General features: G+C 33.8%; 27 protein-coding genes. 14 read left to right on the plus strand and 13 right to left on the minus strand.

The features are described 5' to 3' along the window. The first annotated feature begins 41 nt into the window (after nucleotides 1-41). From C4F50_RS11760 to C4F50_RS11785, 6 genes are all read left to right on the plus strand, one after another. Nucleotides 42-683 (plus strand): carboxypeptidase-like regulatory domain-containing protein, encoded by a 642-nt coding sequence (locus C4F50_RS11760; protein WP_228012004.1) that lies wholly within the window; start codon nucleotides 42-44, stop codon nucleotides 681-683. Beyond that, the gene (gene bamP / locus C4F50_RS11765; RefSeq protein ID WP_194138850.1) at nucleotides 673-1,428 is read left to right on the plus strand and encodes a BamP family beta-barrel-assembly machinery protein; all 756 of its coding nucleotides are present in this window, start codon (nucleotides 673-675) and stop codon (nucleotides 1,426-1,428) included. The genes C4F50_RS11760 and bamP overlap by 11 nt, the downstream gene beginning before the upstream one ends. Continuing rightward, complete coding sequence (locus tag C4F50_RS11770) at nucleotides 1,425-1,931, plus strand: DUF6702 family protein (protein WP_194138851.1); 507 nt, start codon at nucleotides 1,425-1,427, stop codon at nucleotides 1,929-1,931. The genes bamP and C4F50_RS11770 overlap by 4 nt, the downstream gene beginning before the upstream one ends. A 67-nt stretch (nucleotides 1,932-1,998) precedes the next feature. Continuing rightward, nucleotides 1,999-4,236, plus strand: a complete 2,238-nt coding sequence (locus tag C4F50_RS11775; RefSeq protein ID WP_194138852.1) for a M1 family metallopeptidase — start codon at nucleotides 1,999-2,001, stop codon at nucleotides 4,234-4,236. A 156-nt stretch (nucleotides 4,237-4,392) separates the two neighbouring features. Beyond that, entirely contained in the window at nucleotides 4,393-4,740 is a 348-nt protein-coding gene (locus C4F50_RS11780) for a Sec-independent protein translocase subunit TatA/TatB (RefSeq protein WP_194138853.1), read from the plus strand. Next, a complete protein-coding gene (locus tag C4F50_RS11785) occupies nucleotides 4,740-5,309 on the plus strand; it encodes a phosphatase PAP2 family protein (protein WP_194138854.1) in 570 nt (189 codons plus the stop codon). Before C4F50_RS11780 ends, C4F50_RS11785 begins: the two co-directional genes overlap by 1 nt. Nucleotides 5,310-5,526: 217 nt before the next feature. Here the strand turns inward: C4F50_RS11785 and C4F50_RS11790 are convergent, their stop codons facing one another. The 7 genes from C4F50_RS11790 to C4F50_RS11820 all read right to left on the minus strand — a co-directional run bounded on the left by C4F50_RS11790 (nucleotide 5,527) and on the right by C4F50_RS11820 (nucleotide 10,911). After that, nucleotides 5,527-6,261, minus strand: a complete 735-nt coding sequence (locus C4F50_RS11790) for a phytanoyl-CoA dioxygenase family protein (RefSeq protein ID WP_194138855.1) — start codon at nucleotides 6,259-6,261, stop codon at nucleotides 5,527-5,529. Between the two features lie 70 nt (nucleotides 6,262-6,331). Next, on the minus strand, nucleotides 6,332-6,973 hold the full coding sequence (locus C4F50_RS11795; protein ID WP_194139148.1) for an O-methyltransferase: 642 nt from the start codon (nucleotides 6,971-6,973) through the stop codon (nucleotides 6,332-6,334). A 114-nt stretch (nucleotides 6,974-7,087) separates the two neighbouring features. Further along, nucleotides 7,088-7,486, minus strand: coding sequence for a hypothetical protein (locus C4F50_RS11800; RefSeq protein ID WP_194138856.1), 399 nt, complete (start codon nucleotides 7,484-7,486; stop codon nucleotides 7,088-7,090). Between the two features lie 176 nt (nucleotides 7,487-7,662). After that, nucleotides 7,663-8,214 carry a YceI family protein gene (locus tag C4F50_RS11805; protein ID WP_194138857.1) on the minus strand — a complete coding sequence of 184 codons (552 nt, stop codon included), beginning with the start codon at nucleotides 8,212-8,214 and terminating at the stop codon, nucleotides 7,663-7,665. Between the two features lie 8 nt (nucleotides 8,215-8,222). Next, entirely contained in the window at nucleotides 8,223-9,611 is a 1,389-nt protein-coding gene (locus C4F50_RS11810; RefSeq protein ID WP_194138858.1) for a hypothetical protein, read from the minus strand. A 5-nt stretch (nucleotides 9,612-9,616) separates the two neighbouring features. Then, on the minus strand, nucleotides 9,617-10,186 hold the full coding sequence (locus C4F50_RS11815; protein WP_228012005.1) for a YceI family protein: 570 nt from the start codon (nucleotides 10,184-10,186) through the stop codon (nucleotides 9,617-9,619). 128 nt (nucleotides 10,187-10,314) lie between these two features. Beyond that, nucleotides 10,315-10,911, minus strand: coding sequence for a YceI family protein (locus C4F50_RS11820; protein ID WP_194138860.1), 597 nt, complete (start codon nucleotides 10,909-10,911; stop codon nucleotides 10,315-10,317). Between the two features lie 460 nt (nucleotides 10,912-11,371). On the opposite strand from C4F50_RS11820, the gene rlmN reads away from it, so the two are divergent. Then, complete coding sequence (gene rlmN / locus C4F50_RS11825; RefSeq protein ID WP_194138861.1) at nucleotides 11,372-12,424, plus strand: dual-specificity RNA methyltransferase RlmN; 1,053 nt, start codon at nucleotides 11,372-11,374, stop codon at nucleotides 12,422-12,424. A 181-nt stretch (nucleotides 12,425-12,605) separates the two neighbouring features. Here the strand turns inward: rlmN and C4F50_RS11830 are convergent, their stop codons facing one another. Next, nucleotides 12,606-13,469 carry a hypothetical protein gene (locus C4F50_RS11830; protein ID WP_194138862.1) on the minus strand — a complete coding sequence of 288 codons (864 nt, stop codon included), beginning with the start codon at nucleotides 13,467-13,469 and terminating at the stop codon, nucleotides 12,606-12,608. A gap of 155 nt (nucleotides 13,470-13,624) precedes the next feature. Here C4F50_RS11830 and C4F50_RS11835 point away from each other — a divergent pair, with 155 nt between their 5' ends. Further along, a complete protein-coding gene (locus C4F50_RS11835) occupies nucleotides 13,625-14,602 on the plus strand; it encodes a polyprenyl synthetase family protein (RefSeq protein WP_194138863.1) in 978 nt (325 codons plus the stop codon). A gap of 99 nt (nucleotides 14,603-14,701) precedes the next feature. Here the strand turns inward: C4F50_RS11835 and C4F50_RS11840 are convergent, their stop codons facing one another. Then, nucleotides 14,702-15,202, minus strand: coding sequence for a carboxypeptidase-like regulatory domain-containing protein (locus C4F50_RS11840; RefSeq protein ID WP_194138864.1), 501 nt, complete (start codon nucleotides 15,200-15,202; stop codon nucleotides 14,702-14,704). Between the two features lie 244 nt (nucleotides 15,203-15,446). On the opposite strand from C4F50_RS11840, the gene C4F50_RS11845 reads away from it, so the two are divergent. The 4 genes from C4F50_RS11845 to dnaG all read left to right on the plus strand — a co-directional run bounded on the left by C4F50_RS11845 (nucleotide 15,447) and on the right by dnaG (nucleotide 20,014). Beyond that, nucleotides 15,447-16,007, plus strand: coding sequence for an RNA polymerase sigma factor (locus C4F50_RS11845; RefSeq protein ID WP_194138865.1), 561 nt, complete (start codon nucleotides 15,447-15,449; stop codon nucleotides 16,005-16,007). Beyond that, a complete protein-coding gene (locus C4F50_RS11850) occupies nucleotides 15,994-16,704 on the plus strand; it encodes a hypothetical protein (protein WP_194138866.1) in 711 nt (236 codons plus the stop codon). Before C4F50_RS11845 ends, C4F50_RS11850 begins: the two co-directional genes overlap by 14 nt. A gap of 82 nt (nucleotides 16,705-16,786) precedes the next feature. Beyond that, entirely contained in the window at nucleotides 16,787-17,815 is a 1,029-nt protein-coding gene (locus C4F50_RS11855) for a coiled-coil domain-containing protein (RefSeq protein WP_194138867.1), read from the plus strand. 129 nt (nucleotides 17,816-17,944) lie between these two features. Then, on the plus strand, nucleotides 17,945-20,014 hold the full coding sequence (dnaG, locus tag C4F50_RS11860) for a DNA primase (protein ID WP_194138868.1): 2,070 nt from the start codon (nucleotides 17,945-17,947) through the stop codon (nucleotides 20,012-20,014). A gap of 281 nt (nucleotides 20,015-20,295) precedes the next feature. Here the strand turns inward: dnaG and C4F50_RS11865 are convergent, their stop codons facing one another. Next, entirely contained in the window at nucleotides 20,296-20,925 is a 630-nt protein-coding gene (locus C4F50_RS11865; RefSeq protein WP_008467169.1) for a response regulator transcription factor, read from the minus strand. 92 nt (nucleotides 20,926-21,017) lie between these two features. Further along, entirely contained in the window at nucleotides 21,018-21,824 is an 807-nt protein-coding gene (nadE, locus tag C4F50_RS11870; protein WP_194138869.1) for an NAD(+) synthase, read from the minus strand. 99 nt (nucleotides 21,825-21,923) lie between these two features. Between nadE and gldB the strand changes: the two genes are divergently transcribed. Together gldB and gldC are read left to right on the plus strand one after the other, a co-directional pair. Further along, the gene (gene gldB, locus C4F50_RS11875; RefSeq protein ID WP_194138870.1) at nucleotides 21,924-22,880 is read left to right on the plus strand and encodes a gliding motility lipoprotein GldB; all 957 of its coding nucleotides are present in this window, start codon (nucleotides 21,924-21,926) and stop codon (nucleotides 22,878-22,880) included. After that, on the plus strand, nucleotides 22,880-23,215 hold the full coding sequence (gene gldC / locus C4F50_RS11880) for a gliding motility protein GldC (RefSeq protein ID WP_194138871.1): 336 nt from the start codon (nucleotides 22,880-22,882) through the stop codon (nucleotides 23,213-23,215). Before gldB ends, gldC begins: the two co-directional genes overlap by 1 nt. Before the next feature lie 112 nt (nucleotides 23,216-23,327). On the opposite strand, the gene yihA is transcribed toward gldC, so the two are convergent. Together yihA and C4F50_RS11890 are read right to left on the minus strand one after the other, a co-directional pair. After that, the gene (gene yihA / locus C4F50_RS11885) at nucleotides 23,328-23,948 is read right to left on the minus strand and encodes a ribosome biogenesis GTP-binding protein YihA/YsxC (RefSeq protein ID WP_194138872.1); all 621 of its coding nucleotides are present in this window, start codon (nucleotides 23,946-23,948) and stop codon (nucleotides 23,328-23,330) included. Between the two features lie 42 nt (nucleotides 23,949-23,990). Then, a complete protein-coding gene (locus C4F50_RS11890) occupies nucleotides 23,991-24,755 on the minus strand; it encodes an alpha/beta fold hydrolase (protein WP_194138873.1) in 765 nt (254 codons plus the stop codon). Between the last annotated feature and the right edge of the window lie 72 nt (nucleotides 24,756-24,827).

Consider the following 24,827-nt stretch of genomic DNA (forward strand, 5'->3'; position numbering starts at 1 on the left):
TTCAAATAAGCTTTGGACAGAAAACAGTATCAAAAGAATTGTTGGGAAGGATATTAGAGCAGTCTTCGGTTGTTGAGGGGGTGAATATCATCAATAACACTACGCAGGTTACCGCAGTTTCTGATGCTGACGGGAATTTTGCTATTGCAGTTCGTGAGGGAGATGTTTTGGTTTTTTCTGCTGTTAATCTTGAGCCCTTAAAACATCGAATAACTGCTGAAGATCTGAATATGAGTGTTATTGTTTTTAAAATGACTGCTAAAGAAATCGAATTAAAAGAAGTCGTTGTAAATGAAAATGCACACATAACGGCAGAGAATTTAGGGATTATTCCGCACGGGCAAAAGAAGTATACTCCTGCAGAACGAAAATTGTATACTGCAAATTCAACTTCTGTAGATAAGATTTTAAACTCAATTTCTGGGCGTACTGCAATGCTGAAAAAGGAGGTAAATGTGGAGAAAAAAGAAGCTCTTTTTAGGAAACTGGAATATCTTTTTGATGAGAATTATTACACTGATCGTTTGAAGATACCTGTAGATTATATAAAAGGATTTCAATTATTTTGTGTAGATGATGCCGAATTTGCTGTATCTTTGAATACAAAGAACAAAACAATGAGTATGTTTTTGATCACAGATTTAGCAAGAAAATATCTAACAATTCTCGAAAATGAAAAATAATTTAGTTATACTCGTTGTAAGCTTATTTTGTCAAATTATATTAGGGCAAAACGCTTCGCGAAAACCTCTGCACGGACAGGTAAAAAATGATTTTCTAGCAATAGAAAGCGGTTATGTAATGAATATTAATGCAAATGTCAGAACTTTTATAGGTTCGGGAGGTTTGTTCGATATAATGGCGCGGCCAAAAGACACCTTGTTGTTTTCTGGTTTAGCATTTCAGTCTAAAAAGATTGTACTAACAGAGAAAGATTGTGCTGAAGTTTTGTTTATTGCAAAACTGGATTTAGTAAGCAATCAATTGAAAGAGGTTGTTGTTCATAAAGAATTAAAAGTAAAATCATTGCAGGGCGGTTCTCAGAAAATTGTAGACATGCAGTTTGAAGATGATTTGCAATCCAGTCCAGAAAACAAAGTGAGTTTGTCGGATCAGACTATTAAGTACGGAATGGATTTTGTCCGAATCTTTAAAGATGTTAAAAAGGCTTTGAGGAAAAACGACGAGATAAAGGAGGAAGCTATATCGGATATCGCCTTTACAGAATATGCAAAAGATAATTTTACTAAAGATTTCTTTACTAAAACGTTAAGCTTGAAACCAGACGAAATTGAATTGTTTCTGATGTATTGTTCTAATGATCCTCAGTCTAAACAATTGGTAAAACCAGATCAGAAATTTGAGTTAATAGATTTTATGATTAATAAAAATAAAGAATTCAAGAAGGCCGAAGTTACCCACAAATGAAAAAGAAATTAGTTTACAGTCTGCTGGCGTTGGTGTTTTTTTTGTCTTCGTCTTTTACTTTTCATAAATTTTATGTGGGGGTTTTTCAAGTAAATTACGCCTCCGAAAAAAAAATGCTTCAAATTACTTCGAGGATTTTTATAGATGATTTGAATAATGCAATGGAAAAAAAGTACCACAAAAAAACTTTTGTCGGTACTGATAAAGAAACGCAGGCAGATGTAGATTTGTTGAAAAAATACCTTTCAGAACATTTTTTGATCAAAGTTAACGGGCAATCAAAAGGCATTACTTTTTTGTCTAAAGAGGTAGAAGCAGGCGATGTTTTGGTTTGTTATTCCAGAATAAAAGAGGTTGATAAATTCAAAACCTTAGAAATCTCAAATACCATTTTAGTGGACTGGAATGCTGAACAGCAAAATATTACACATGTCTCGGCATTTGATACCAAAAAGAGTGTTCTTTTTACAGATTCATCAAGGAAAGAAGTGTTAAAGTACTAATCAATAGTTAAAATCATTATTATAATTACTATTTTCACACCCTAGATAAAATTACCATTAAATTTTTATGAAAAAACTTTCATTATTGTTACTTTTTCCTGCAATGTTGGCAGCTCAGGAAAAAGCCCCTACTTCAAAGCAGCAAGGAAAATACGATACTAACAAATTTAGCCAGATGTATGATCTTTTGGCTACGCCAAATATGTTTCGTACAGCATCTGGAGCTCCAGGTCCAGCTTATTACCAGCAGCAGGCAGATTATAAAATCGATGTTGAGCTAGATGATAAAAACTCAAAATTAAGTGGTTTTGAAACCATAACATACACCAATAATTCACCAGACAGTCTGGAGTATTTATGGATGCAGTTGGATCAGAATCAAGCTAGAGCCAATACACAAACTTCATTGGCTGAAAGCGACAAAATCAATCAGGTGCTGCCATTAGAAGGTTTTTCTACTAAATATTTAAAAAAAGATCTAGAACGCGGTTTTAATATCGAGCAGGTAAAAGATGCAAAAGGGAGTTCGATGTCTTATACGATCAACGAAACAATGATGCGTATCAATTTGACTACACCTTTAAAACCGGGAGAAAAAATCTCTTTTTCTGTAAAATGGTGGTATAACATCAATAATTATAGGAAAGAAGGCGGACGTTCTGGATATGAATTATTTGAGAAAGACGGCAATAAATTATATGTAATTGCTCAGTTTTATCCAAGAATGGCGGTTTACAATGATGTAGAAGGTTGGCAGAATATGCAGTTCTGGGGAAGTGGAGAATTTGCGCTTCCTTTTGGAAATTTTGATGTAAATATTACAGTTCCTGCCGATCACGTAATCGATGCTACAGGAGAATTAACCAATAGAAGCGAAGTTTTTACTGCAGAACAGGTAAAACGTTACGAGCAGGCTCAAAAATCATTTGATAAACCTGTCGTTATTGTAACGCAGGCAGAAGCAGAAGCTGCAGAAAAAGGTTTTTCTGAAAAGAAAAAAACATGGAAATTCAGCGCGAAAAATGTTCGTGATTTCGGAATTGCTTCTTCAAGAAAATTCATTTACGATGCAATGGCTGTAAAATTGAATAACAAAGTAGTAATGGCAGAATCGGTTTATCCTAAAGAAGCCAATCCGCTTTGGGGAGAAACTTCGACTATGACTGTTGCACATACTTTAAAAAGTTATTCATCACATACATTTGATTATCCTTATCCAAAAGCAGTTTCTGTTTCGGCAGAAGACCAAGGTATGGAATATCCAATGATCTGTTGGAATTACGGTCGTCCAGACGAAAATGGAGTAACGAGTAAAGAGGTTAAAAACGGAATGATCGGTGTTGTTATTCACGAAGTTGGACACAACTTTTTCCCGATGATTGTAAATTCAGACGAACGTCAGTGGACTTGGATGGACGAAGGCTTAAATTCGTTTTTAGAATATTTAGCAGAACAGGAATTAGATCCGACTTTTCCTTCAAGAAGAGGGCCTGCAAAAAATATTGTTCCGTACATGAGCGGTGATCAAAAGTTTTTGGAGCCGATTATGTCTAACTCTGAAACGATTCACCAATTTGGAAATAATGCTTACGGAAAACCTGCAACAGGTTTGAACATTATGAGAGAGGTAGTAATGGGAAGAGAGTTGTTTGACCATGCTTTTAGAACTTATGCAAACAGATGGAAATTCAAACATCCAACACCGGAAGATTTCTTTAGAACAATGGAAGATGCTTCGGCAGTAGATTTGGATTGGTTCATTAGAGGCTGGTTTTACTCAACAGATTTTGTTGATATTGCCATCAATAGTGTTAAACAATATTATGTTTCAGAAACGCCGACAGCTGACTTAAAAGATGTAAAAGTAAGAAAAGGACGTTTCGGATTCGAAAAAGGACCATTTGTATATTTAGTTTCTGGAGATAGTAATGAGGTAAATTCTGCAGCAAAAAAAGCATTAAAATTAACAGATGTAAAAACTTTAGCAGAATATGTAGATCAAACTTTCTCTGCTCAGGATAAAGCAAATATTAAATCTCCTAAGTACTTTTACGAAGTAGAATTTTCTAAACCAGGCGGTATGATTATGCCGATTTTAGTTGAGATTACATACGAAGACGGTACTAAAGACAATTATCAATATCCTGCTCAAATCTGGAGAAAGGGTAATGAAACCGCTAGAAAAGTATATGCTACAACCAAAGCAATTAAGAATATTCAAATTGACCCGAAATTGCTGACTGCAGATATTGATGTAACAAACAATTCTTGGCCAAAAGCAGAGACAAAGTCAAAATTTGACTAAGTAAAATAAATTGATGTGAAAAAAGTTCATCAGGTTTGCAAAAGCCTGATGAACTTTTTCTTTTTAGGGAAATATATTTTAAAGGACTTTTTAAGTTAATTTTAAAACTGTTCGCAGCAAAATTTAATATCTTTGCGACACACAAAATCTAAAATTATGTTTGGTATAGGAGGAGGAGAATTAGTTTTTATATTATTTATAGTGCTAATGCTTTTTGGTTCAGACAAAGTGCCGGAGATTGCACGTACAATGGGTAAAGCTATGGCTCAGTTAAAAAATGCAACAAATGATATTAAAAGTGAAATCCAGAAAGGTGCAGAAGCTAATGGTCTTGATGCAAAATCTTTGAGCGATATTACGGGTAATATCAATGCAGAAATTAACAATGCAAAAACAAATTTGTTAGGCGATAATTCCAATTTATTAGGTGAGACGGGTAAGGAGATTGAAAAAATAAAAGAAGATATCGATTTGATTCCAGGACCTATTAAACGCCAAAGATAATGCTAGAAAAAATAAAGGAATTTGACATCAATCTTTTGGTGTATCTTAACGGATTAGGTTCTGAAACATACGATAAATTCTGGCTTATTATTACCAATCAATTGTATTGGACGCCTTTTTTCTTATTGTTGTTTTATCTTATTTATAAAAAGATTGGCGTAAAGCAAACGCTGTACATTTTACTTTTTATAGCGATTTTGATTGCTTTTACAGATCAGACAACTAATTTGTTTAAACACACTTTTCAACGTCTGAGACCTTGCAATAATCCTGATCTTAAATCAATTATTCGTATCGTTCAAGTTAGAACATCGTATAGTTTCTTTTCAGGACATGCGGCCAACACTATGGCAGTGGCAACATTTTTATTTTGGATTTTAAGACGTCATTTTAGATATTTCGGATTTCTATTCTTATGGCCGTTAATTTTTGCTTACAGCCGTATTTATTTAGGCTTGCATTATCCAGGAGACATTTTAACAGGATATTTGTTTGGGGCTCTTTTTGGTTCACTTCTTTATTTAGTGTATCGAAAATTAAAACCGCAGTATTTTCCAGAGAAGGTATAGTTTTTTTAAGCTGCTAAGTTTCTGAGGAGTTTACGTAATAAGTTCTAACAAAAATATTTTAATGACCTCCAGCTTCAGCTGGAGGTTTTTTTTGTGTCCGAAAGAAAAGGCTTTATCCGAAACTTTTGAGTTTGGGCTAAAGCCTTTTTTGTATTTAAACCGTAATCCTCCAGCTAAAGCAGGAGGCAATTGAGATTTATCAAAAAAATATTTAAATTTATTTTACCTGCGACACAGAGAATTCTAATTTTTCGCTCCATTCAATTCCTAGCGGCAATTCTTGTCGGCTGAATTCAATGTGTATTACTCTTCGTCTTTCGTTATTTGTGGTTTTATTGGAGGCATGAAAAAGTAAAGGTTTCATGATCATGATACCGCCTTTTTCAACTTCGCAAATCGTTTCTTTTTCGTTTTCAAAATCAAGATTTTCAATTCGTAAAACCCCTTTTGAATGTGAATTGTTGATTACCTTTAAGGCGCCATTGTCTTTTGTTGTTTTATCAATATGAATTCTAATCGTAAAATTATTTTCTAAAATTTCTGTAGAAGGCTGAACTGCAAACTGATTTTGTTTTACAGTCCAATTATGAAAATCATTGATTTCAATTTTCTTGTCAACAGAAATGGTTAAATCCTGATGATAAGCCACGAACCAATTTGATTTTTCAGGTTTATCAAAATAAATAGACTTCGTTATAAAAAAACCTTCGCCAAAAGTCGATGTTATGATATGCTGTAAATTTTCATTAAAGATAAAAGGCAGCGTTTCAGGAATTTCTTTGTGAAATTGTCTGATTGCAAATAAATCTTCAGACTTTCTGAAAGTGCTGTTTTCGGGATTATTGGCAGTTTTGTTTTCAATTAAAGAAATTATATTTTCAATTTCATTTTCTGTAAAAACATTATTTATTATCGAAAAACCTTCCTTGTCGATCTCGCTTATATGCGCCATTGCAAATTAGTTTAAAGTATGAAAAGAAAAACCTTAGAACCTTAGTTTGTCAGAACCTCAGTGCCTTTATCTAAAGTACCCTCGAAACCGTTAATCCATCACGAATAGGTAATAAAACCGTCTCCACTCTAGGATCATCTTTTAAGAGCTGATTGTATTCTAAAAGGACTTTTGTACTTACGTCATTTGGATGCACCGGATCAAGAATTTTACCGCTCCACAAAACGTTGTCAGATAAAATAATACCGCCTTTATTCATTTTAGGAACAATCATTTCCCAATAATTCAGATAATTTTCTTTATCAGCATCAATAAAAACCAAATCAAATTTTGCATCAAGATTAGGAATAATATCGACAGCTTCACCCAAATGCTGAAAAATCTGTTTTCCCCAAGGAGAAGCATCAAAATATTTACGTTGAAAATCGACTAATTCTTCTTTAATATCGATAGTGTGGAGCTGACCGTTCTCCTGCATTCCTTCGCACAAGCATAAAGCTGCATAACCTGTATAAGTTCCGATTTCAAGAATATTAACCGGACGGATTAGTTTTGAGAGCATACTTAAAACACGGCCTTGAAAATGACCGCTCAGCATTCTTGGCAAAAGGATCTTTTGATAGGTTTCTTTGTTTAGTCTGGCAAGCAGTTCTGGTTCATTTTCAGAATGTTGTTCTATATAATCTTCTAATTCTTGAGAGATAAAATGCATTTGTAGTATATTCAAATTTAGATCGCAAAAATACAAAAAAAAGAATCTAGATTTTGGACATAAAAAAAGCCATTCAAACTAGTGAATGGCTTTCGGTTATTAGCTTTTAAATTGTTATTTTTTCAAAGCTTCATTTACTTCTTTTGCTGTTTTTACAGTTCCGTCTTTAGCTGCTTTCGCTGCATTTTCAACTTTTTGCGCACCTTTTTTAGTGGCATCTTTCACATCATCAGCTGTTTTTTTTGCAGCAGCTTCAACATCATTTGCCGCTTTTTTTGTAGCATCTTTTACGTCGGTTGCTGCGTTTTGTGTAGCGTCTTTTGCTTTAGCAGCAGCACTTTCGGCTTTGCTCACAGCACTGTCTTTAACTTCTTCAATGTCTGTAGTAAGTGTGTCAACTTTGTTTCCAAGAGTTAATTCGTCTTCTGCAGTTTTTGGTTCTTTCTTCTCGCAAGATTGAACAGCAAATGCCAATAAAGCAATAATGGCTAAGCTTAAAATTTGTTTTTTCATAATCAATTTTTTTTAGGTTGATAAAATCTAAAGGTTAAATGGCTGAAAAATAAAAATACAAATTTTAAAATGATTGAGCTCTTTGTAAGATTACTTTTCTTTTGAGAGCAAAACAATTCTTGTGCCAAATTTTTTCATTTTTGTTGTAGTGTTCAATTTTTTTGTAAGTTGAAAATTTAATTTTTGTACAAGGTAAAATCTATTACTATTTCATCTTTCACTTTTATTAAGCCGCCCATTTTTACTGGCGGTTCTAGTCCGATATCTGAAAAATTTATATTAAAGCTTCCTTGGATTTTATTGTCTGAAGTTTTTAAAATGAAGTCTTTGTATTTAAGAGTTTTATCTGTTATTGCAAACGTAAGATTGCATCTATAGTTTTTAGCACAAGGCTTAATGTCAGAAATTGTAACAAAGCTGTTGGGGTATTTTTTGACTTTAACGGTAGACTGAAGATCTTTGGTCATGATTCTATTTTTGCAGTCAAATGCAGACATAGGAATCTGAGCAGAAATACTGTTCTTTTTATTTAGGTTCAAAAAAATACTATCATTTTTTATCAATGAATTGTCACAATTGTAATCCCCTACGGTTGATTTTCCTTTAATTTTAATTTCAATTTTATTGATAATCAAAACTACGTCATCATTGTTAAGGGAGGGCTTGGTACTCCCTAAGCAGCAGAAGAGTACCAGTCCCAAGAATCCAATTATGCCTAAGTTTTTCATGGTAAAAATTAGAAAGTGATCACAGCTTCAAACATTAGACCGTTGAATTCCCCTTTATAAAAATCGTTTGGTATTGCACCGTTAAATTGAGCAAAGTTTTTATAGTTTTGATCTACATACTCCAATTTTGCCAAAATATTTTTAGTCATAAACCATCCAGCAGCAGCTTCGAATCTGTTAATTTGGATGTTTTGAGTGTTAGCGTTTGCTAATTTCCCGTCAACTAAATTGTATTTTCCGCCAATGTAGAATCTTTCATCTTTACCAAATCGGTAAACAATATCACCAACGTATTGATTAACTTTACGAGTATCATCTGTACCTTTGTAGTCTCCTCCAGAAGTAAATTCTAAAGTTCCAAAAAACTCAAGACCTTTGTATTTGATAAATGGGTTAATCATATAAGATGTTGCCCAGTTACCGTACGCAGGATTAAACCTTCCCGTGTCTTTGTTTGCTTCTGCATCTACGTTGTTTGCTACTGCTGTAACAGCTCCTGTTGCAGGGTCGATCACAGTATAGTCAGCATGAGTCATTACACTAAAGAAACGGCTTCCTGCTCTGTCAGAAGAATACAAGTTTCCGCTTGAGTTCGCTGTATGATAATAAGATCCTGTTAATCTAATTCTTAGATCATCGTTGATTTGTTTGTCCCAGCCTAATTTTGCGAGGATACTAGGGCTTATTACAGTATTGTTATCTGGTTTTGCGGCTGTAGGTGTTCCAGGTATAATCTCTACAACGTTTTGATTTAGTTTAGAGTTGGTAACTCCAATCATACTTACAAATCCTGATCTGTTATAGTAAACTTCGGCTCCCATTTCTGTGATAAAAGCATCCATAATATTGTTTCCAATGAATGGATTCATGAAAGCATTTCCGTTATCAGATCTTCTAAAGTGAGCGTCACCATAGTTGTTCTCCATCTGACCGATTTTAATAGTTGTGTATTTCATGAAATCGGCAAGGAAATCTTTCTGAATGAAATCTAATTTATCAATTTGTAAATAACCGCCTTTTACCCAAGTTTCGTGATGGTGTCTAGACGCTAAGTAGATATCCAGATTTACACGTACACCATCATATAATTGAGCGCCAATTGTAAAGTTGGCATTTGGAAGGTTAAAGTTATTGGTTAGATTGTTTAATCTGTAGTTAGGCGCTGTGGCTAAATCCTTTTGTTCGTTAAAAGATTTTACTGCTTGAAATTGAAGTGCAAAAGCAGCCCCCATATCCACACTCAATCCTTTGAAGGCAACAGTATCTTTTTTAACATCAAATTGGTTGATGCCTTTTTGATTTCTTGGAATTTGGTTTTGAATTTGCCCAAAACTGACTTGAGCATTGACAGCAAACGTAGTAATTAAGGTTGCAAATAGAGCATAAATCTTCTTCATGGCTGTTATAAATTAAAGGTTAAATTAAATTTTATGGTTAGGTCTTGTCCTGTTTTAATAGTTCCCAGCATTGCAGTTGGAGATTTCATTCCAAATTCTGTAAAAGTGATTTTGTTAGATCCCTGTAAGTTCAGCCCGTCTTTTGTAACAGTGGTTTTTACAGTTGTTTTATAGACTTTGCTGACTCCTGCGATAGTATAAGTTCCAGTTAGTTCCCAAGTAGTTTCGTTTACTTTTTCCACAGATTTTAAAACGTATTTAATGGTTTTGTTTTTGTCTGTTTTTAGAGTTTCGTAAGCCACTTTGTCCATGCTTTTTTTCTCGCTTTTAACAGTTTCTGCTGGAAGGGTCACTGTTAATGACTCGATATCTGTAAGTTTAGAATTAGCAATTGTTAAGTTAGCGGTTCCTGTTCCAGATGCCGATTTCATTTCCCAATCGTGTAATGTTGAAGTTCCGGCAACAGCAAAAGTCGATTTACTGTCTAAGCTGTATGATTTTTGTGCATTTACAAATGAAGTCATTCCTAAAAATGCAAGTACAAGTGCGAATAATTGTAATGTGTTGCTTTTCATTTTTGTCATGTTTTATTAAGTTGATAATTTGGGTTGTTATTTTAGTACTAAGAATATTGTTGTGATTTGTTTGAACACTTCGTTAGAAGTGTGCCCAATAAAATCATAATTGAGCTTTTTTTGTTGAATTAATTAATAACCAGTACGTTATCGTTTTTTGCGTAATCGATCAGAAAGAGATTGAAAATCACAGTTAAATCTTTCCCTGCTTTTACAACTCCCAAGGCAGCTTTTGGAGGCGCCATTTCAAAATCTGCAAAAGTGATTTGATTTGAACCTTGAAATTTCACTAAGCCATTGTTCGCTGTTATATTGACCATTGTTTTATAATCTCTGCTGACACCTGCAATAGTGAAAGTCCCGTTTAGCTCCCAGGTATTTTCGTTTATTTTTTGAGCAGATTTCAAAACGTATTCAATGTATTTATTAGTTTTTGTGTCCAAAGCCTCATAAGCGACATCATCCATGCTGGTTTTACTGCTTTTCAAGCTTTCTGCTAATAGAATAACTTTTAGGCTGTTGATTCCAGTTAGTTTAGAGTCTTTAACCGTTAATGTAGCGTTACCAGTTCCTTCTGTAGATCTCATTACCCAATCATGAACTGTAGAAGTTCCGGCAACTTCAAAAGTTGATCTAGAATCTACTGTATAATTTCTTTGAGCATTTACTTGGAATGTCAATGTGCTAATCAGTACTGTTAAGAAAATTGCTTTAATCGTTTTCATTTTGATGCGGTATTTAGTTATTCATTTTAGATCTTTTATTGCTTCTCTTTTTTTTGAGATAGACAATTAGTATCTTTTTGTTGTATCAAATGTATTATGTATGCCTGCCATCGGGCATGATAAAAATCATTGTTAAAATTTTATTAAATGCTTACTATCAAAGGAGAAGCGCGGTTTTGTAAATAGGATAGTTTTGTCTTTAAAAACGATGTCTGGATTAATTATTTGTTAGTCAATTAATTATGTGAATAGCGTTTTCGGGTTTACTCCAGATTATTTTATAAAAAAATAAATTTGAAGAAGAGATTTCAACAGTGATAAAAAAAATCAGTATTTACGGGCTTTGAGCCTTAATATAACGATTGAAATTTTGTAGAAATTTTTTTTCGATTTTTTTGAATTTCAATAAGATTGGATTTAAAAAACAGAAAAAAATAACAAAAGTGCTTAACTTTGCAGCATGCAAATGGAGAAAAAAGACATACGAGCGTTATCAAAAGAGCAGCTTCGCGATTTTTTTGTTGAAAATGGAGATAAAGCTTTTCGCGGCAATCAGGTTTACGAGTGGCTGTGGAGCAAAGGAGCTCATAGTTTTGAAGACATGACAAATGTAGCCAAGGCTACTAGATCGATGCTTGAAAACAGCTTTGTGATCAATCATATTAAAGTTGATACAATGCAGAAAAGCGCAGACGGAACAGTAAAGAACGCTGTTCGTCTTCATGACGGACTTGTGGTTGAGTCTGTTTTAATTCCAACCGATACTAGAACGACCGCTTGTGTTTCTAGTCAAGTTGGTTGTAGTTTAGACTGTAATTTCTGTGCAACCGCAAGATTAAAAAGAATGCGTAATCTAGAACCTGGCGAAATTTACGACCAAGTTTTAGCAATTGATAAAGAAAGCCGTTTGTACTACAATCATCCGCTTTCGAATATCGTTTTTATGGGAATGGGAGAACCTTTAATGAATTATAATAATTTGATTAAAGCGATCGATATGATCACTTCAGAAGAAGGTTTGGGAATGTCTGCAAAACGAATCATGGTTTCGACTTCTGGAATTCCAAAAATGATCAAAAAAATGGCCGATGATGATGTGAAGTTTAAATTGGCAGTTTCCCTTCATTCTGCAATTGATGAAACCCGTGCCCGCATTATGCCTTTCAGTAAAAACTTTCCTTTAAAAGATTTACGAGAAGCCTTAGAATATTGGTATAGAAAAACGAAAAGTAAAGTTTCATACGAATATGTAGTTTGGAAAGGTATCAACGATGATAAAGCGTCTATTGATGCTTTGGTGAAATTCTGCAAATACGTTCCTTGTAAAGTTAATTTAATTGAATACAATCCAATTGACGATGGAGAATTCCAGCAAGCTTCAGAAGAATCAATTTTGGCTTACATAAAAGCTTTAGAAAATATTGGAATAGTGGTGAAAGTAAGAAGAAGCAGAGGAAAAGACATCGATGCTGCCTGCGGACAATTAGCAAACAAAGAAGCAGAAACAATATAAGCAGCGAGAAAAATATGTCAAGAAATATAATCCGTTAGGATTATCTCGTTGGTAGAAAAAAAATAATTGCGTCAAGAGAATATGTCCTATCGGGACATTTGACCGCAGCAATGGTAAACAAAAAAGCATTAAAAACGAGAAAAATCTTGTCTTTAATGCTTTTTTTTGGGCAAAAAGGATTTTATTTTTTCAAATCTATTTCTTCTGTAACCCCGTTTTTTGTTACTGTTGCAAGCGTATTACATTCTCCATTTCCATAATCAATCACAGCCGAAGCGTCATTTTTGGTTACGGATACAATACCTTTTACAGCAAAAGATTTTCTGCAGGACGCTTTAAATTCTAAAGGAGTTGTAATTTCTGCCGAAAAAGTATCTCCGTTAGGAAAAGTAGTCGTGTCGCTTCCTGTTACCACAAAAGCATTGTCGTCCCAGTCAAACCAAGTATCGTAACCAGAAGTCATTTCTTTAACCAAAGAACCTTTTCTCGTATATACTTTTCCATCATCAAAAGTAATCGTTAAATCTATTGAGGCTGTCGAGACAGGATGAGGCGTAACCAGAATATTAGTCTCTTTAATAGTTCTTACAATACTTTTACTTCCCTGCAGTTTTTTACCATTATGATAAAAACCTTCAAAAGTGTAACTAATAGTTTGTGTAGAAGAGCTGAAATCATTAGAAAACGAAACCACCATTTTTCCTTTTACAGTATTTCCATTATTCAAAGTACAGCCTTCAATTCCAAAATCTACCGTTTTAGTCCACGTATTGTTGGTCAAAACCGTGGTTATAGTGGCGCAGCTTGGCAGGAAATTTTTTATGGGTCCGCCTGCTTTTGCTGTTATGTTAAGCTGTGAATTAAATTGATCTTCAGCAATATTTGTAATATCTTCTACAGAAGCGTCGATTTTAGAATTCGTAATAATCTCTTCGTTTGTAATCTTTGCACTAGAGCCGTCATTTGTTTTTTCATCAGAATTACAGCTGATAAAAAAAGACAATGTAATCATACATGTTCCAATTAATAAAAATTTTGTTTTCATAAAATAAATAGTTTGGGTTCTTAATTAATGAATTCAAATCAGTATTAGTTAGAGCTATTTTTGGAGGTTATTTTTAGATTAGTTCATAAAATATTAAAATCCTAACCTAAAATACACAACGTATTTTTATTAAAAATAGTATATTTGGAACCTAAATGAATATTACTTCTCAAATAAAACAGCCTATTTTTAACGAGATGGAACTTTTCGAACAAAAGTTCCATGAGTCGATGACTTCAAAGGTTGCGTTACTAAATCGTATCACTTATTATATCGTAAACCGTAAGGGAAAACAAATGCGTCCGATGTTTGTTTTTCTTACTGCAAAGATGGTTTCTGGGGGTACTGTAAACGAAAGAACGTATCGCGGAGCATCGGTAATAGAGCTTATTCACACTGCAACTTTGGTGCATGATGATGTTGTTGACGATAGTAACCGCCGACGCGGCTTTTTCTCCATTAATGCACTGTGGAAAAACAAAATTGCTGTTTTAGTGGGAGATTATTTATTGTCAAAAGGTTTACTGCTTTCTATCGATAACGGTGATTTTGATTTGTTAAAAATCATTTCAGTTGCCGTTCGCGAAATGAGTGAAGGAGAATTGCTTCAAATCGAAAAAGCAAGAAGGCTGGACATTACCGAAGACGTTTACTACGAAATCATCCGCAAAAAAACCGCGACGCTTATTGCAGCTTGTTGTGCGCTTGGCGCGAAAGCCGTAATCGAAGACGATATTCAGGTAGAAAACATGCGCAGATTTGGTGAGTTAATCGGAATGGCGTTTCAAATCAAAGACGATTTATTTGATTACAGCGAAGAAGCCATCGGAAAACCAACCGGAATCGATATTAAAGAGCAAAAAATGACACTGCCTTTAATTCACGTTTTAAATACCTGTACTCCGCAGGAAAAAAAGTGGCTGATAAACTCCATCAAAAACCACAACAAAGACAAAAAGCGCGTAAAAGAAGTGATTGCTTTTGTAAAAAACAATAATGGTTTGGCTTACGCCGAAAACAAAATGGTCGAATTCCAGCAGGAAGCACTTTCATTACTTCAAAACTTCGAAGATTCTGAATATAAAGAGGCGCTGACTTTGATGGTGAACTACGTAATCGAGAGAAAAAAATAATTAGAAAATTAGATAATTAGAAAATTTATCAATTAGATAATTGGTTTGCTTTTTTTTACGTCATTTATTTGGCTTCTAATTTTTAGAATTGGAACTTTCTCATTCGGCTTTAGATATTTTTTGTCTCTTCTTTTTCTTTTTTGACGGTAATGTGATATCGGGAGCAGAAACTATAAAATGATGAACAACTTTGATTCTTGAACCTAGATTGATGTTAATTTCCTGAATTTGACAATCATTTAGATTAATTTTTTCAATTTCAAACTTTCCGTAAGATCTTTGGAAAAATGCAATAGAATAACTACCTCTTTCAACTTCAATATCATATAAACCATCCTCGTTTGTCTCGCAAGACGTTGTGGCTTTAGTAGCTAAATTTGTTAGTGTGACATTTACATTCCCTACGCCGAAAGACTTATGGTCAGAAGTTTTGCCTTTGATTTTGGTAAAAGAATCAGAGTACCCGATTGTCTTATTTTCAATCATTTTTATAGAGTCTTTTTTTACTTCTTCTGAGTAAGCCGATTTTAAGTTGTTTTGATTTTGCGAAAAAAGCTGTGATGAAAAAACAAATACAATTAAGCTTAGAATTAGTTTCATGTTATGATATCAGAAAAAGTAAAATTAGAATTACTCAAAAATATTTAATAAAACTCAGAAATAATAATTTACTTCTTTTTATTTCCGCCTGATTTTATAGGGTTTAACAAACGAAAAGCATACTTTAGTTTGGAATTTGGAATTTTTTTATTGAAAATTTTTCCACCCCATGCAACCATTTCAAATCGACAATCGTCTATGCTAATAGAAGTCTGTTTCTAAAACCAAAACCGAACGCTTATTAATGAAAATTATTCAATTACATCAAGAAGAAGCTAAAATCATAAAGCTCGCTGTCGAAAACAATCGTCAGGCGCAGCAGCAGATTTACGGTAAGTTTTCTTCAAAAATGTTAAGTGTCTGTCGACAATATATAAAGGACATTCAGCTGGCAGAAGATGTAATGATTACGGCTTTTATGAAAGTGTTTACGAATCTAAAAAACTTTGAACACAAAGGAAGTTTTGAAGGCTGGATTCGACGAATTATGGTTAACGAATGCATTTCGTATTTACGGGTTCAGAAAAAAGTAAAATTTGCCGAAGACGAGTTTTTTGTTGAAGAAAGTTTCAACGAAATCGACAGCCAGTTTACAGTAGAACAGATTCAGTTTTTAATTGATGCTTTGCCGGATGGTTATAAAATGGTTTTCAATTTATACGCAATAGAAGGTTACAGACACAATGAAATTGCCAAGATGTTAGGAATTAATGAGGGAACATCAAAATCGCAATTATCGCACGCTAGAAAAATGCTGCAGACACAAATTACTATTTTAAAAAAACAAGATAATGGAACCGAATAATTTTGAAAAGGATTTCCGTGACAAACTAAACGAACGCAAAATTGAACCGAGCAATAAAGCATGGGACAGACTGGATGCGATGTTAAGTGTTGCCGAAGAACAAAAACCGAAAAAGAAAAATAGAAAATGGTTGTACATCGCCGCTAGTTTCGTCGGATTTCTTTTGGCTGGAACTATCTTTTTCAATCAAAACAACAATACGGCTGAAACACCAAAAACAGTTGTTGTAGAAAAAGAAATGCAGCAAGAATCAATTACTGAGCCAGTTGTGCATAATATTGATTCGACGAAAACTGTAATTGTGAGTTCTGAAAAAAACGTTGAGAAAACTATAATTAAACAAGAAAAAATCAGTAATCGAACTATAAATAAAACCCTTAAAAATGAATCAAATCAAATAGCGGAGTCTTCAATCATCAATCAAAACAATCAATCAAAACAACCAGTAAACAATCAAACTGTAATTGCCGAAACACCTAAAAAAGAAAATGTTGACCAGTTGTTAGAAATAGCTGAAAATAAAGTTATAGCTGAAAGCAAGGCAAAAAAAGCAAAAGTAAAAATCAATGCTTCGGATTTGCTTAATCAGGTAGATGGCGAACTAGAGCTTTCTTTTAGAGAAAAAATGATCACAAAAGTCAATAAGAATTTTCAGGAAGTTAAGGTTGCTGTGACAAATAGGAATAAACAGGAATAAAGAAGTTTAATATCAATATCAATATCAATATCAATTACAATTATTATCAATCAATCATCAATCAAATTTTAAACAATCAATCATGAAAAATTTTACCATTTATCTCATTCTTTTCTTCTTTTTATTAGTAAGTAAAGTTGTGGGGCAGGAAACCTTTGAATCTGAGGCAAAACGAATTGCTAATAAGATTGAAAAAATCACCAAAGAAGAAAAAGAAACTTTAAAACAAGAAGTCGAAGCTGTGAATGTGCAGTTGTCTGAAGGGAAAATTACGCAGGAACAAGCCGATAAACGCAAAAAGGAATTGGCAGAAGCAAGAGCTGTAATTATTGAAGAAAAAGTGACTCAGGCTCAGAATGAACTGAATGATCTGGTTCAGAAAAAAGTGGACGGAAAAATTAAAGAAGATTCGTCTAAAGTTTATATGATTCGATGGAAAGATATAAAACATCATAAAGATTCTATTCGCAGCGAAAAAAGAACGACATCTCAATTCGTTTTTGCAATGGGCTTGAATAATATGCTGGCTGATGGCAAACTTCAGGATTCTAATTACAGTTTTATAGGTTCACATTTTTACGAATGGGGTTTTACTTATAATTCGAGATTAATGAAAAATGACAATCTGCTTCACGCAAAATACGGGCTTTCGTTAATGTATAATAATATTCGTCCGACCAATAACAGAAGTTTTGTAGTAGACGGTGATCAGACCAATTTGGTAGAAAATCAGATTAATTTGAATGAGTCTCGTTTTAGAAATGTGTATTTGGTTGCACCAGTGCATTTAGAATTCGATTTTACGAGACCAATTGAAAAGAATGGAAAAACGTATTTTAAAACCCATAAAAGTTTCCGTTTCGGAATTGGAGGTTATGCGGGAATCAATGTAAAATCAAAACAAATCTTGAAATTCGAAGAAGAAGATTTAAAATACAAAACCACTATAAAAGGAGATTATAATGTAAATAATTTTATTTACGGACTGAGTTCTTACATTGGTTACAGAGAATTGAGTTTGTATTTTAAGTATGATTTGAACCCGTTGTTTCAGGATAATTTAGTCAAAGAGAATAACATATCGTTAGGTCTTCGAGTAGATTTAAATTAAGTACAGATCGTTTAGTTAGTGAAAAAAAAGCATTTCGAAAGAGATGCTTTTTTGTTTTAAAAAGCACTAAAATTCCAATAGGATTTGCGTATTTTTGCAAGCTCTCAACGCTAAAAAATATTTTACATTTTGATTTCACAAAGCACCATAGATTCTGTTTTTGAAACTGCTCGAGTAGAGGAGGTTATCGGCGATTTTGTGAATTTAAAACGCGCAGGAAGTAACTTTAAAGGATTGAGTCCGTTCTCAGACGAACGCTCGCCGTCGTTTATGGTTTCGCCTGCAAAAGGAATCTGGAAAGATTTTAGTACAGGTAAAGGAGGAAACTCTGTTAAGTTTTTAATGGAGCACTCGCAGTTTACCTATCCAGAAGCCATTCGATATCTGGCACGCAAATACAATATCGAAATTGAAGAAACCGAACAGACCGATGCGGAAAAAGCAATGACGGATGTTAGAGAAAGTATGTATCTGGTTTCGGAATTTGCAAAAGACTATTTTCATAAAACCCTTTTAAATTCAGAAGAAGGAAAAGCAATCGGACTTTCTTATTTTAAAGAAAGAGGTTTTACCAACGAAACAATCAAAAAATTCAGTCTGGGATATTCTCCAGAAACTTGGGATGCGCTTACCAAAGAAGCTCTGGGAAAAGGTTATAAATTAGAGTTTTTAGAAAGCACTGGTTTGACCATTCCGAGAGAAGACCGCCCTTTTGACCGATTTAAAGGCCGTGTAATGTTTCCTATAGAAAGTATGTCTGGCCGCGTTTTAGGTTTTGGTGGACGTATTTTGACAAACGATAAAAAAGCAGCAAAATATCTGAATTCGCCGGAAAGTGATATTTACCATAAAAGTAAAGTGCTTTATGGAATCTTTCAGGCAAAACAGGCCATTGCGAAACAAAACAATTGTTATTTAGTAGAAGGTTATACAGACGTAATTCAGTTTAACCAAGCCGGAATCGAAAATGTTGTAGCGTCTTCTGGAACCGCTTTAACGCCAGACCAGATTCGTCTCATAAATCGTCTGACCAGAAACATTACAGTTCTTTTTGACGGTGATGCTGCAGGTTTAAGAGCTGCCATTCGAGGAATTGATTTAATTCTGGAAGAAGGAATGAATGTTCGTGTTTGTTCTTTTCCTCAAGGAGAAGATCCTGATAGTTTTGCCCGTAAAAATTCTCACGATGATTTAGTGGCTTATTTAGAAGAAAACAGCAAAGACTTTATACAATTTAAAGCTTCAATCTTAATGAATGAAGCCAAGAACGATCCTATAAAAAAAGCCGATCTGATTCGGGATATGGTCACCAGTATTTCAAAAATTCCAGATCGTATCCAGCGTGAAGTGTATATTCAGGAATGTGCCCGAATTATGGATATTTCGGAACAGGTTTTGGTAAGTACTCTCGCGCAGCTGATTCAAAAAGATATTGCAGAAGCCAATAAAAAGCAAAAACAGGAACAAAAACCGTTTGAAGTTGTTCGAAATAATCAGCCGCCAAAAAATACTGGATTTTCTGGTGGAGATCCAGATGATCCAAGAACAGGACCGCCGGAAGGTTATGAAGAATATTCGGGATATCCGCAAGAGCAGCAGGTAGAAAAAGTAGATATTCTCTACGGTTTTGAAAGAAAAATTATTGAGATATTGCTTTTGTACGGAAGTGTGGAAGAAAGTTTTGAAGATGTTTTCTTAAAAGCCGATGAAGAAGGGAATATCAAAGAAGTTTCTGAAAAACGCCAATATAAAGTGTACGAGAAAATATATCTGAGTCTTCAAGAAGATGAGGTAGAATTATCCAATGCGTTGTTTCAGAGTATTTATACCAATATCATTGACTTTTATAATCAAAACGAAATATTTAGCCTTGATAAATATTTGATGCATTTGCAGCCAGAATTTGCGCAGGAAGTAACCAATATTTTGATGGAAGATGAAAAAGTAGTCATTCATAATTGGGAAGGACAGAATATTTTTCCGAAACATAAAAATGTAACCATTGAACAAAATGTTTCAGATAGTATTTTTTCTTTAAGATGGTTCTTGGTTTCAGCGATTATAGCAGACTTAAAAAACTCGCTTTTAACAGATCCGCAGGATGATAATTCCGAAGTTTTAATGATGGTTGTAGATTATTCTAAACTCTTGAATAATTTTTCGAAGAAATTAGGACGTGTAGTCGTTCCTTATCATTAATAAAAAAAGATCAAGACTAATTGTTGAACCGCAAAGCTCGCAAGTTTTATTTAAAAGATTTTATAAAAACGCAAAGTTCGGAAAGCTTCAGATAAAGCTTTTCGAACTTTGTGTTTATAGAAATACTGCTGATTTAAAATTTTTTGTGTTCCAATTTTACTGGTCAATAGGTTTTTGTAATAATCCCTTAAAAAGGAAAAAACTCTACCTATTTTGAAAAATCAAAACAGATAGAGTTTTTATTAAATTTTCGATTTACTAAAAAGATAATCGAATTGTAATTAAATAATTTCTAAAGTCTTCGCTTTGTTTACTAAGTCAACTAAATTAGTAACATTTAATTTAGTCAATAATCTTAGTTTGTAAGTACTGATCGTTTTTTCGTTCAGATTTAAGATTTTAGAGATTTCATTGTTTTTCTTACCATCACTTAAGTAACGTAAAACCTCGATTTCACGGTTAGAAAGTTTTCTGTAAAGACGCTCACTTTTGCTTTGTTTAGCAATAAGTGCCATGTTTTTGCGTACTGTTTCGTTGATGATAATCTTTCCTTCGTGTACTTTAATAATAGAATGACCTAATGTTTCAAGTTTTTCTGTTTTGTGTACATACCCGGAAACTCCTGCCTTAATTGCATTTGGAGCATACATTTGCTCAGCAAGATCACTAAAAATAACAATTTTTGTTTTTGGGAAATTTTTCAAGATTGACTTGATCTCAAAGATACTAGAAAGGCCTTCTAATTCTAGATCTAGAATTAAAATGTCGATTTCCTTCGTCTGAAGAATATCTCTAACCATTGAAAAATTGCCTACGTTGGCAACAATTGAAATTTGATCGTGGTCTTTAAAATAAGACTTTACACCAAAGTGCGTAACAGGATGATTGTCTGCTAGACATACTTTAATCATAATTTTTACCTTTTTTAGAATTGTTCATGTTTTTGGAACTGTAAAATTAATAAATAAATTCTGTAATTAATTGCAGACAAATGTTAAAAAAATTATTTTAACGTTTTTGGGATCAAACAAACCGGAATTGGATCCATTTTATGCTTGTTGCTGGTGTTTAATCTTTTATAAATTTCAAAGACAGATTTTTCTCTCCCATCGAAGTCAGCCACCGTATTTCCTGACTCCGCGGCTAACATCGCCCATTCTAATTCATCGTAACTTGCGCCCAATTGGTCTTCATCTGTTCGGTTATCTCCAAATAAACCATCTGTCGGTGCAGCGCTTAAAATTGACTCCGGAATTGCTAAAAATGCTCCTAAAGCATACACATCTGACTTCATTAAGTCTGCAATTGGACTCAAATCGACGCCGCCGTCGCCATATTTTGTGTAAAAACCTACGCCAAAATCTTCAACTTTGTTTCCTGTTCCGGCAACAAGTAAACCATGAATTCCTGCTAAATAATATAAAGAGGTCATTCTGATACGTGCGCGAGTATTTGCTAAAGCCAAACTTACTTTTGCTTCGTCTTCTGTTTTAGGAACGGCACTTTTAAAAGATTCGAAAACTTGAGTTAAATCTGTTTGCACGCTGTCAACATTGGAGAAACGTTTTTTCAATTGCTCAATATGTTCTTTTGCTCTGTTAACCTGACTTTCTGCCTGATGAATCGGCATTTCAACACATAAAACTTTCAGTCCTGTCTGCGCACATAAAGTTGAAGTTACAGCAGAATCTACACCTCCTGAGATTCCGATTACAAATCCGTTTACTTTTGCATTAGCCGCATAATTTTTAAGCCACTCTACAATATGCGTATTTACTTTTTCTGTCTGAATTGTGCTTTTTTTAGCCATAATTGTTTAAGTTTTAAGATGCAGGGATGTATATTTGCAGAATTATTTGAAGTATACATTTACTTTAAGTTCTGGTAACACAAATCTAATTAAAATAAAATGAAAATATATCGCTTTGCAGTGCTTCTGTGCCTGTTTTTTTTGTCTTGTGATCAAAAATCTAAGGTAGAAAAAGAAGTAGAAGAAATTCCGGTTAATGTTGCAGTAGAACGCTTTGATAAAGTGTTTTTTGAAACCAAACCAGAAGATCTTGCTAAAGTAAAAAAACAGTATCCGTTCTTTTTTCCGACAGGAACAGATGATAAAGTCTGGATCCAGAAAATGCAGGAACCAATCTGGAAAGAAGTTTATACAGAAGTGCAGAAAAAATACGGAAACTTTGAGCCTGTTCATCAGGAGTTTAATGCACTTTTTCAACACGTAAAGTATTATTTCCCTAAAACAAAAACGCCTAAAGTAATTACAGTTATCGGAGAAATGGATTATACTGCAAAAGCAATTTATGCAGACAGTCTTGTAATTGTTGCTTTAGAATTGTATTTGGGTAAAGAGCACGAATTTTATCAATTTCCAAATTATCTAAAACAGAATTTTGAGGAAAGACAAATCATGCCCGATGTTGTTTCGAGTTTTTCATATCGAAATATTCCAAACTCTTCAGACAAAACACTGCTCTCGCAGATGATTTTTGAAGGAAAGCAATTGTACGCAAAAGATTTATTACTGCCCAATTATACAGATCCAGAAAAAATGGGCTACACTCCAGAACAGTTAAAATGGTGCGAAGAAAATGAAGCCTATATGTGGCGTTATTTCTTAGAAAATGAAATGCTGTACAGTGTAGATCCAAAACTCAATACCCGATTTATAACGCCAGCTCCCTTTTCTAAGTTTTATTTAGAAATAGACAATGATTCACCAGGCAGAACAGGAGCGTGGATAGGCTGGCAGATCGTACGTTCTTACATGAAAAACAATACGGTTTCTTTAGCAGAATTATTTAAAACAGAAGCAAAAGAAATTTTCGAAAAATCAAAATATAAACCTAAGAAATAATGGCAGACACAATAAACTCAGAAATTAAATTCAATATAGAATTAGACGAAAACCGCGTTCCAGAAAAACTAACATGGAGTGCTCAGGACGGCGGCGTACAGGCAGAAGAGGCAAAGGCAATTATGCTTTCTATCTGGGACAGTAAAGCAAAAGAAACCATGCGTATCGATCTTTGGACAAAAGACATGCCGGTAGACGAAATGAAGATTTTCTTTCACCAGACATTAGTAGCCATGTCAGACACTTTTAAACGTGCAACAGACGACGAAAAAATGGCAGATACTATGAAAGATTTCTGTGACTATTTTGCAGAGAAACTGGATTTGGTGAAGTAGTTCAAATCTCAATATTAAGAATTCCACAGGATTTCAAAATTCAATAAAAAATCCCAAATTTCAATTGTAAAAATTGGAATTTGGGATTTTTGCTATTGGAATTTAAGCCTAACTAGAATTCCGAGTTGTTCTTAAAAACTTCCTGATTTACTTCGTCAATATAAGAAAGCAATTCTTCTTTTCCAATTGATTCTGTTGATGAGGTTACAAAATATTGAGGCATTTCGGCCCAGTTATTGGCAAACATCTGTTTTTTGTAAGCTGCAATATGCGAATCAATTTTTACTTTACTGATTTTGTCTGCTTTTGTAAAAATAATACAAAACGGAATCTCGCTTTCGCCCATATACGACATAAATTCGATATCGATATTCTGAGCTTCATGACGAATATCAATTAAAACAAAAGCACAAACCAATTGTTCTCTGGTTTCAAAATAATCGGTAATAAACTGCTGGAAAACTGATTTTGTCTTTTTTGAAACTTTAGCATATCCGTAACCTGGTAAATCCACCAAAAACCAATTGTTATTAATCTTAAAATGATTAATCAACTGTGTTTTTCCTGGTCTTCCAGATGTTTTGGCTAAGTTTTTATTATTGGTAAGCATATTAATTAATGATGACTTACCTACGTTTGATCTTCCTATAAAAGCATATTCGGGCAAAAATTCTGGCGGACATTTTGCTACAACAGAATTGCTGATAATAAATTCGGCGGTGTTAATTTTCATGTTTCTTCGTTTTAAAACCTCCTAAATAATAAGTTTTAATGGCTATAGTTTTTTTTCAGTAAGCCATTTTTCAAGAATTTCATTGAATTCATCTGGATGTTCCATCATTGCTGCGTGTCCACATTTATCAATCCAATAAAGTGTTGAATTTGGTAATAATTTATCAAATTCTTCAGCAACATTTGGTGGTGTTACAGAGTCATTTTTACCCCAAATAATGCAGGTTTCTACATCCATTTTTGGTAAATCTTTGGCCATATTATGACGAATTGCACTTTTGGCAATCGTAAGGGTTTTGATTAATTTGATACGGTCATTGGCAGTTGCGTACACTTCATCAATAAGTTCAGGAGTAGCAATTTTAGGATCATAAAATACGTCTTCAGCTTTCTTTCTGATGTATTCATAATCGCCTCTTCTTGGGTAACTGTCTCCCATTGCGCTTTCGTAAAGACCAGAACTTCCGGTAATTACAAGTCCTGCAACTTTTTCAGGATAGAGTTTTGTGTGATAAAGCGCTATATGTCCTCCAAGAGAATTTCCTAGAAGGATTACTTTATCAAAACCTTTGTAGGTGATAAAATCCTTAACGTATTTAGCAAAGCTTTTTACGTTGGTTTTTAAAATACTCTGCGTATATATTGGCAAATCCGGAATAACAACTTTGTATCCTTTTGTTGGGAAATATTGTGCTACACCATCAAAGTTACTAAGTCCTCCCATTAATCCGTGCAGGATAACGATTGGAGTTCCTTCGCCAGCTTCAAAATAGCTGTATTTGCCTTCTTTTTTATAGTGTTTGTCCATCTAATCTAATGCCAATTTCAATTTCGACAAATATAGGGTTAATTACATAAAAATGAATTTTTGCCGCCATTT

It is taken from the genome of Flavobacterium hungaricum (assembly GCF_015182285.1).
In the GTDB taxonomy this organism is placed as follows: domain Bacteria; phylum Bacteroidota; class Bacteroidia; order Flavobacteriales; family Flavobacteriaceae; genus Flavobacterium; species Flavobacterium hungaricum.